Source organism: Nostoc sp. MG11 (assembly GCF_014904695.1).
Classification (GTDB): Bacteria; Cyanobacteriota; Cyanobacteriia; order Cyanobacteriales; family Nostocaceae; genus Komarekiella.
Window position 1 is genome coordinate 1 of sequence record NZ_JACXXN010000093.1, and the last position, 8239, is coordinate 8239.

General features: G+C 44.6%; 11 protein-coding genes and 2 pseudogenes. 4 read left to right on the forward strand and 9 right to left on the reverse strand.

From position 1 onward, the window contains the following. Nucleotides 1-101: 101 nt before the first annotated feature. Nucleotides 102-266 (forward strand): annotated as a pseudogene (locus tag HCR01_RS40300) (ATP-binding protein); the annotation flags it as partial. A 3-nt stretch (nucleotides 267-269) separates the two neighbouring features. Continuing rightward, on the forward strand, nucleotides 270-716 hold the full coding sequence (locus HCR01_RS35965; RefSeq protein WP_264299989.1) for a response regulator: 447 nt from the start codon (nucleotides 270-272) through the stop codon (nucleotides 714-716). A gap of 438 nt (nucleotides 717-1154) precedes the next feature. Here the strand turns inward: HCR01_RS35965 and HCR01_RS35970 are convergent, their stop codons facing one another. Then, nucleotides 1155-1544 (reverse strand): hypothetical protein, encoded by a 390-nt coding sequence (locus HCR01_RS35970; protein ID WP_193200683.1) that lies wholly within the window; start codon nucleotides 1542-1544, stop codon nucleotides 1155-1157. A gap of 413 nt (nucleotides 1545-1957) precedes the next feature. On the opposite strand from HCR01_RS35970, the gene HCR01_RS35975 reads away from it, so the two are divergent. After that, nucleotides 1958-2590 carry a response regulator gene (locus HCR01_RS35975; protein ID WP_193200684.1) on the forward strand — a complete coding sequence of 211 codons (633 nt, stop codon included), beginning with the start codon at nucleotides 1958-1960 and terminating at the stop codon, nucleotides 2588-2590. A gap of 189 nt (nucleotides 2591-2779) precedes the next feature. Beyond that, on the forward strand, nucleotides 2780-3511 hold the full coding sequence (gene rpaB, locus HCR01_RS35980; protein ID WP_193200685.1) for a response regulator transcription factor RpaB: 732 nt from the start codon (nucleotides 2780-2782) through the stop codon (nucleotides 3509-3511). A 45-nt stretch (nucleotides 3512-3556) separates the two neighbouring features. On the opposite strand, the gene HCR01_RS35985 is transcribed toward rpaB, so the two are convergent. The 8 genes and pseudogenes from HCR01_RS35985 to HCR01_RS36015 all read right to left on the reverse strand — a co-directional run bounded on the left by HCR01_RS35985 (nucleotide 3557) and on the right by HCR01_RS36015 (nucleotide 7981). Further along, nucleotides 3557-4069 (reverse strand): hypothetical protein, encoded by a 513-nt coding sequence (locus HCR01_RS35985; RefSeq protein WP_193200686.1) that lies wholly within the window; start codon nucleotides 4067-4069, stop codon nucleotides 3557-3559. Between the two features lie 129 nt (nucleotides 4070-4198). After that, nucleotides 4199-4660, reverse strand: coding sequence for a DUF1392 family protein (locus HCR01_RS35990; protein WP_193200687.1), 462 nt, complete (start codon nucleotides 4658-4660; stop codon nucleotides 4199-4201). Continuing rightward, the gene (locus HCR01_RS40305) at nucleotides 4657-4815 is read right to left on the reverse strand and encodes a DNA cytosine methyltransferase (protein WP_320073258.1); all 159 of its coding nucleotides are present in this window, start codon (nucleotides 4813-4815) and stop codon (nucleotides 4657-4659) included. The genes HCR01_RS35990 and HCR01_RS40305 overlap by 4 nt, the downstream gene beginning before the upstream one ends. 365 nt (nucleotides 4816-5180) lie before the next feature. Continuing rightward, nucleotides 5181-6134, reverse strand: a pseudogene (locus tag HCR01_RS40625) (DNA cytosine methyltransferase); the annotation flags it as partial. After that, nucleotides 6131-6835 carry a DNA methyltransferase gene (locus HCR01_RS36000; RefSeq protein ID WP_193200688.1) on the reverse strand — a complete coding sequence of 235 codons (705 nt, stop codon included), beginning with the start codon at nucleotides 6833-6835 and terminating at the stop codon, nucleotides 6131-6133. The pseudogene HCR01_RS40625 and the gene HCR01_RS36000, both read right to left, overlap by 4 nt. 11 nt (nucleotides 6836-6846) lie before the next feature. Further along, nucleotides 6847-7221 carry an SLOG family protein gene (locus tag HCR01_RS36005; protein WP_193200689.1) on the reverse strand — a complete coding sequence of 125 codons (375 nt, stop codon included), beginning with the start codon at nucleotides 7219-7221 and terminating at the stop codon, nucleotides 6847-6849. Between the two features lie 47 nt (nucleotides 7222-7268). Continuing rightward, nucleotides 7269-7529, reverse strand: a complete 261-nt coding sequence (locus HCR01_RS36010; protein WP_193200690.1) for a hypothetical protein — start codon at nucleotides 7527-7529, stop codon at nucleotides 7269-7271. A gap of 200 nt (nucleotides 7530-7729) precedes the next feature. Further along, complete coding sequence (locus tag HCR01_RS36015; protein ID WP_193200691.1) at nucleotides 7730-7981, reverse strand: hypothetical protein; 252 nt, start codon at nucleotides 7979-7981, stop codon at nucleotides 7730-7732. Nucleotides 7982-8239: the final 258 nt, after the last annotated feature.

The following is an 8239-nucleotide window of genomic DNA, read 5'->3' on the forward strand; positions in this document are numbered from 1 at the left end:
AGTTAATTTTATTGCAGACATCTTCGGAGTTGTTGCATAAATAATCTTAGTTCTAGAGAATTTTATCACTTCAAACCTTTTTTGCAACACAACCCGACTTCCTGCCGTATGTTTTTAAACGCTTCAGTCAAGAAAGTAGCTCCACAACCAGGAAATTTGGCGGACTGGGACTTGGATTAGCCATCGTTAAATATTTAACAGAAGCTCACGGTGGTTATGTACAAGCAGAAAGTCCAGGAGAGAATTTAGGTGCAACATTTACAGTCTGTTTGCCATTGATAACGACTGAGTCTGAACAAACCAGCAAATCACAGCCAACTGAGGCGCAAGTGAATTTTAGCGGACTGCGTGTTTTAGTCGTGGATGATCAAGCTTCTATAGGGGAATTGATAGCTTACATATTAGAGGATTTAGGAGCCGTGGTTACTGTAGCGACATCAGCCGTTGAAGCACTTGCAGCTTTGCAACAACAACTGCCAGATCTTCTGCTTTGTGATATTGTAATGCCGGATATGGATGGCTATATGCTGATACAGCGGGTGCGGGTTTTGTCACGAGAACAGGGAAAGCAAATACCTGCAATTGCTTTGACTGCTCATGCTGGAGAGCATAACCAGCAGCAAGCGCTCGCTGCTGGTTTTCAGATGCATATTTCTAAACCTGTGGAACTAGAGGAATTAATTAGGGCGATTGTCAGTTTAGTCAGCCAACAATAGCAATAAATAATACCAATATCTTTAATTAGCATCTGTATAGTCAGTTTTTATGTATAAATAAGTGTCAGCCAATACTGCGAAAAATTTTATTAGATTGCATCCATCCCAAATGCTTGTGGTCAGCCGATTATAATTTCGATTTGGTCTGACTCTCAACAAGTAAACATTAAATATAGTGCTGAAATTGAGATTTTTGGCAACTAATCTAAGTATGAATTACTAATCTAGCTCAAAGGAGATTTGCAAAGTAGAAGACAGCCGCTAAGCTGTTAAAGTTATGCTTGGTAAAATAAGTTTGTGGTATCTAAGCTGAAAAAGTTTAGATATCCTTATATACATTTATTATAGGTTGCGAAAGTCAAGTTGGGGTGAAAAAGCGATTACTAACAGTGGCTCTATGCTGCGATGCCCTTGGCGGAGCTTTGCCCATCGCTAGCATCACCCACAAAAATCATCCACCCTCAGTTCCCGCCACACGTCAGACGGTTGCCAACCGGAGTTACCAAGGGAGTGTAGAGGGCGATAGCTTTCGGGAATATAGTCTGATTGTGATGCTTGGATATATGCATGTGGCTCAGAATCAACTACTGGTTCAGGAATGTCCTGAATCTCAGGCATCTCAATCGCTTGGGTAGGAGGTGGGGTTGCGTCTGTTTTTTTGCGAATCGGCTTGGCAGTTTTTTTTATAAGTCGTCGCATATCCATAGGAATTTCTGGGCAAACACGGTCAGGATCTCCCCGAATATAGCAAATTCTCAAGGGAAGCCGACTGCTGGTTGCTGTGTCCATCGCTCCATGCTCTGCATTCTGGCATTTGACGAAAGGCAATCGCTATCCACCGAAGAGGCAAGGGAGCAGGGAACAGGGGGAGCAAGCCCTTCCCCCCTGCGTGGAGCGGAGCGAAACACGGGTACGTTCGCGGAGCATCTCTAAGAGTTGCCCCGTCCTTCTTTGTCCGCTTGAACTGGGGCGGAGGACAAGCTCTGTCTCAGTTTTTCCCCCTGCCCCCCGCCCCCTGCTCCCTTGCCTCTTTTGACCAGCAGAATTAAATATATCTTTAGAAATATTTCTCTGGTTGTAGATAGCAAATATGATGTTAGGAGAATACCCTATGTAAATTAGTGTGTTTCCTATGGATATCTAAGTTGTTACTTAGATATCCTCATTCACTTTTGTAAAGAGATTGTAGATGACTGCACCTTTATTACTGTTTGATTTCATATACAGGCAAGAATTCCGTAATGATTCGACTTCTGCTTGTGGACGACCAAACTATGTTTTGCCAGGGATTAGCTTCTTTGTTATCGCTCGAAGAAGATTTAAGTATAGTCGGTCAAGGGAGTAATGGTAATGAAGCGCTCGCCCTTGCCGAACAATTACAGCCTGATGTAATTCTCATGGATGTGCGAATGCCTGTATGTGATGGGGTGGTTGCAACGCGTCAAATCCATCAACGCTATCCTTGGATACGAATTTTGGTGCTGACAACCTTCGATGAAGATGAATATATTTGCCAATCTCTGCAAGCTGGTGCTTTAGGTTATCTACTCAAAAGCACTCCTTCTGGGCAGTTGGCTGCTGCTATCCGCACTCTGTATCAAGGATACAGCCAATTAGGCCCGACTATTGCCCCCAAAGTGTTTGCTCAAATAAATCCTTCTACCAAGAAACAGAACTATGAGTTTTTGTTAAGCGAGCGTGAACTGGAAGTGTTGAGGTTACTGGGGCAGGGAAAGAGCAATCGAGAAATCGCCAGCGAGCTTTACCTGACTGAAGGGACGATTAAAAATCACATTACCCAAATTTTATCTCAACTGAAAGTGCGCGATCGCACTCAGGCAGCTCTTTGGGCACAACAAAATGGCGTAGTGTGAATGCTAAAACGTCTTTATTGCACTTTACGAAACCCTACCGTTTCTCGCCCTTGTCAAGAGAAACTTTATCTGTACCCTCAGTTGACTTTGGTAAAACTTATATTTGCAAGAGCTTTATCCATTCTAGCCTGATAATAGAAAGTTAAGAGTTAAGAGTTCCATGCTCGTCATTAAGGAGCATACACAGACGTGGAAAGCCATAAAGGAAAAATCCTAGTGGTAGACGACGAACCTGGTATTCGCCGGATTTTAGAGACACGTCTTTCCATAATTGGCTACGATGTAATCACAGCCAGGGATGGCAAAGAAGCTTTGTCAGCTTTCCGTCAACAAACTCCTGATTTGATAGTTTTGGATGTGATGATGCCAAAGCTAGATGGCTTTGGTGTGTGTCAAGAATTACGCAAAGAGTCAGATGTACTAATTATTATGCTTACAGCCTTGGCAGATGTCGCAGACCGAATAACTGGACTAAAATTAGGTGCTGATGACTACATGGCAAAACCATTCTCCCCCAAGGAGCTAGAAGCTCGAATTGCAAGACTAATGGGGCGGCGCTTCCACAAAACCATTATCAACGCTATTCCTAATTCCGGGATAATCCATGCTGGAAATCTCAAAATCGATACAACTAAGCGACAAGTTCACAAAAATGCTCAGCGCATTCGCCTGACAGGTGTAGAGTTTAGCTTGCTAGAGTTGTTAGTAAACCATGCTGGAAAAGTTTTTTCCCGATTAGAAATATTGCAGCAATTGTGGGGTTATGTTTCAGAGCATCATATAGACACCCGCATGGTAGACGTGCATATCTCTCGATTGCGGACAAAGGTAGAAGACGATCCCAACAATCCAGAATTGATCATCACAGCCAGAGGGAGTGGTTATTTTTTCCCAGGAATTGTTGAATCAGAACAGGAATAAAGCCTGCATTCGCTCCCATCAGTTGTACACTTTCTATCGAGTAGCTCATATTAACGAAATCAGCAGCCTTTGACGGTAAAACTCATGTCGCAGTCCCGACAGCACCTCCAGCAAACCCAACTCTGACCATTCGCCCAAATCTTTACCATGCAGAGATACCCGGTAGTACCCGCACTTTAGGCGATGCCTACGGCAACCCGAAGCGGGAACGCATCTTACTGGATAGCCGGACTCGTGGCATTTTTCGATGAGACTTTTGACTTGAGGTGGATAGATTGCCTTACCGCCTGGGATAATACTCAACTGAGGTCTTTGAGAAGCACCGATTTCCCCACCCCACTGCACTGGTAGATACGTCTGTACTATTTCTTCACCCACTTGATACCGATAGCAGAAGTCGCCAGATTTCTCGTAACAGCACAGGGTAATATTTACACTGAACTGTTGCTGCTTCCGCACCCAAAGCTCAATCAACTGTGCCGGGAGTCGAGAATCTCGCGGAACTGGCGCTTGTACTCCTGCTGCGCGGTGGCATCTTTCGCTGACGATTTCCACCATTTGAGCAATTCAGGAGTAGGAGCGAACAACGGTAGATGCCTGCCTTGAAAGCCTTTTGGTGGATAGAGCGAGATGGAAACAGCCTCTCCCCTAATAGTCCCAGTGTAGTACGACGTATAGATAGTCACACTACACCCTCACTAAGTCGGTATCAGTTACCCAAGCCCTACGGTCGCCAGAGGTAATCAGTTTGCCATCGCATTCGGTCAGCGATGGAGATGCCCACTCAACGGTGTAAGTCCAAAAGTCGTCTATCAAATGAATGCCTTGAACAATACGAAGATTGCTGGCATCTCGATTGCAGGGAAATACGACTTTTTCGCCCAACGCAAATATAGGCTTGTCTATATCTGGTTGTGTCTTTCCTGTGCCAATAAGTTGGGATGCAGAGGTATAAACCACTTCATCGTTAAGTACAATCGCATAGCTCCAATCATCCTGCAACCATTCAACACCGCAGCAATAGCCGAATGATTTGGTGGTGGTGAGGTAGACTCTTTCTAGCAAGCTGATGGTCAGTGGTGGAATGTCTTTACCCCAAGGTGGCGAAAGATACCAGCATTCTTCTAAGTCGTGGACGAGATTAGTCATACTTTGGCTCCTTTTAAGATACTTTGTACTGATGCAAATAACTGACTTGCAAAGCTGGGAGGTACGGAATACCCGATAATTGACCCCGCCGTGGCCGCCTCTTGGGGAAATTCGTACCAATCGGGAAAACCCTGTAACTTCGCTGCCCCTTGAATTGATAAGGACTTGGCCTACCATCCGGCAACCAGATGTCAGCGAACTTATTGCGGTTGCAACCTTTGTGATCTGTGAAGTGCGATCGCAGAATGGTGTTACAGGGTAAATGTCCAGGCTTGTATTTAGATTCTGTACGTCCTCCAACTCTTTCAATCAGCAACGGAGTAGATTCATTGGTGGCGAGGAACTTCAATACGGCCTGTTGCTGTTTAGGTAGTAGATGTGAATCGGACATTGTGGGGATGAGATGAGCAATGGCATGATGCCAGCCACAAGGTTTTCTGTGAGCGGGTATTGCAACACGATAAACTCTACTGGCAATCAGAACTAACCGCCGACGCGCCTGGGGCAGTCCAAAGTCAGCCATATTCACTACGCTGTAATTAACCAGATATCCCTCTTGTTCCAGAGTTTGCAGGATAATACTGAAACTCTGACTGCTCCGATAACGTGGGACATTTTCGAGAGTAAATACCCGTGGCTGTAACTGTCGGATAGCTTCTGCAACAGCAAGCGCAGCCGTCAAGTCGTCAGCTGTTTCAATGCCCTTACCCGCTTTAGCCGTGTGGGCAGCAGAGAAGTTAGAACACATTGGGGAGGCATGGAGATAATCGGGGCGGCGCAGAAAACTCAGAAATCCCTCTTGTGCTACTTCTTGAACTGTTTGTTGGACTACTCTACAGCCGTATTCGCTGAAGTTGTGGTGATGGGAGGAGGCGATCGCACTACTCAACTGAGGCTTGGTTGGGTCACATTCCACCGCGATGACCGGGCGAATCCCGGCTTGCACCATCCCAGCTTCAATCCCACCACCACCGGCGAAGAGTACTACAGCGATTGGTGCATCATCTGGTAGCGTTGGTTTAGTATTTGTGTTCTCAAGCTTTTTGCAGACATCTAAATTCTTTGGAGAGTGCTTTTTGGCTTTGGCTCGTTTGATGAAGGCGATTATCTCATCTCTACTGGCCCCTCCCTTTTGCATTTCTCGAATGAGAGTAACTGCACCACAAGGAATAGAGCCGATAGAACGACCTTTCCAAACTCCCTGTACTTTTTCTTCCCAGTTGTAACCCCATCGGTAGTGAGTCGGGTTGTTTGGGTCACGCTCACATATAACTCGTGGGTAAAAAACTATTGAACCATCAAGTAGCCTTTTCTTCTCAAGGTACTGATACAGACATCCTTGGCTACGGATTTCTAAATCTTTGAGGTCGTCCTCTAAGAATTTTTCGGGTGTTGTAGACAACGTAACCATCACTGATGCAGTATAAGCGGGAGGCGCTTGGTAGTGCAGAGCGCTAACGACTGTTTCAGTCATAGGATGTTCGTCCTTGGACTGAAGGGAGGCATGTCTTGCATCTGATTCCACAAAGGTAAAACTTGTTGAGAAAGTCTAGTAGCAATAATTTCGCAGTATTTCTCATTGATTTCGATACCAACAGCCTTGCGATTCAGGTCTTTAGTACACTTGAGAGTTGTTCCAGTGCCAGCAAAAGGGTCTAGAATCGGTAGTGTTGGACATGCCAAATGAGCTAAAACGTGATTGGTGAGGTCAACACTGGTATAGCCGGGATGCCCGTAAGTTTGCTCACGAAAGAACCAGCCTAGTCCTGGCAGCTGTAGATTGTGCCAAACATCCTTAGTTCGTTGTATAGGCTTGGCGTTGGTCAAGAGGCTGGCGTATTGGTTTACAAAGGAGCCTCTAATTGCTCCTTCTGGACTCCAGGTAAGGACTATTTGTTTGTACTCTTTGCCTAGTAGGTTCCAATACTCCAAGAAATACTTGCGTGGGACAAAGATGCATGTTTCAGGGCACAAGTATTTAAATTGCGTAATCCAGTGTAAGCAGAACTCCAGATATTGATCATCATCAAGGCGATCGCACCAAACACCGTAATCTTTACCAACATTGCAAGGTGGGTCAGTCCAGCCAAAATACTTGCCATGTATTTGAGGTAAGATTTCTCGGCAGTCTGCGTTGTATAGGGTAATGTATTCGTCTGTGTAATACGGTTTCATGCGATCACTCCTTATAATCCCCGATATTTAACCCATGACTTCCATACATTCAGCAATGGCTTCCCCAAGCTTTCTGCATACTTGACGCAGTTAGCAGTACCACTTGCTGAACCGTCAAAAAGCGCTAATACTTCTGTGCAATTATCAATCATGTACCCGTTACGTTTTTGCATTTTCTCACCGCTACATCCTACGTGTTCAGTAGAGTATTTTGTAGTCTTGTCTACATAGACAATCTGCTTTGTTTGAAACAGAATATCTTCGTAGCGTAAGCGGTCAGATTGTTGCCATTTACTATCCTGGCCTTTGAACGGGATTGCAGCAATCAGAGGTATTTCTAAACCGATAGCTGCAACTGCAAGTGCCTGATCAAAACCCAATGCCATGCCTGAGATGACGGATGTATTCTGACGAATTTATTCTTCTTCAATGATTAGTTCTGCCTCATTATGGTTGCCTTTTCTAGCGCTGTCAGGATTATTGACGGACGCCATTCTTTACTACTAGGCTTATAAACAAAGTGATACCACATTAAAGCTTTCACCTGGTAAGTTCCACCCATTTGACAACCATTCCAACCATAACCACCCGTTTTCCAATATCGATAGCTGAATTCTCTGTGTTGACGACTGAATTGAAATTGATTGAGAAACTTCATTGCTAATTCAGCTTGTTGTTCAGTAAATCTTTTCACATGCAACTCCTGCTTCTACTTGTTGTTGACACTCCCTGGCGTGAACGCACGGGGATCCTGTAATTTACCTCGTCACTTGCTCCAATAGGCTTTCGCCTAAAAGAGTAGAGGTTACGAGTCCTACAGCGTTACTTTGGGGATGCCCTCCCCTAGCTTGTCTTGCAAGATTCAAAATATTGATAAGAACAAGGGCGCTGATGTCATGCAGCTGATTCCTCATCAATTTTGTCCACCGATGGATATGGTAAGCCAGCTTCAGTGAACACAATTTCCGGGATTTCGTAATAGTGAGGGTTTGCTTTTAAGCTCCTAACTTCTCCAAAATCCATACCTTCACAACAGTCAGAATAAAGTTTGGTGTGTTTGTATATGGCATCTACAAATTTGCTGCAATCTAAACACCAATAGGAGTCGCTAACTTCACCATCCCAAATACCAAAGAAGTACTCCATCTGTGTGCCAGGAGAGAATTTTTGAGCGCAACCCCAACAGCGATGAGGCTTTCTAATTTTTCAGACTGATTGACGAATGATTCTACACATTATTTGTTTTCTCCTCAAAATAAACTTAATTGCTTTGGTTCAAACTCTTGAAACTCTGACTCTGGTTTCTTGGTAAGGATTCAGGTGGCAGAGTATTGACAAGAGGACACTTCAGGGGGAGTATCACAAATATGAACCAAAACCTGCCTCAAGATATAGACCGAGAAA

Coding starts and splice junctions, on each gene's coding strand:
- HCR01_RS35975 (WP_193200684.1), top strand. CDS start 1,958: ATGATTCGACTTCTGCTTGTGGACGACCAAACTATGTTTTGCCAGGGA.
- HCR01_RS35985 (WP_193200686.1), bottom strand. CDS start 4,069: ATGGTGGAAATCGTCAGCGAAAGATGCCACCGCGCAGCAGGAGTACAA.
- HCR01_RS35990 (WP_193200687.1), bottom strand. CDS start 4,660: ATGACTAATCTCGTCCACGACTTAGAAGAATGCTGGTATCTTTCGCCA.
- HCR01_RS36000 (WP_193200688.1), bottom strand. CDS start 6,835: ATGAAACCGTATTACACAGACGAATACATTACCCTATACAACGCAGAC.
- HCR01_RS36005 (WP_193200689.1), bottom strand. CDS start 7,221: ATGGCATTGGGTTTTGATCAGGCACTTGCAGTTGCAGCTATCGGTTTA.
- HCR01_RS36015 (WP_193200691.1), bottom strand. CDS start 7,981: ATGGAGTACTTCTTTGGTATTTGGGATGGTGAAGTTAGCGACTCCTAT.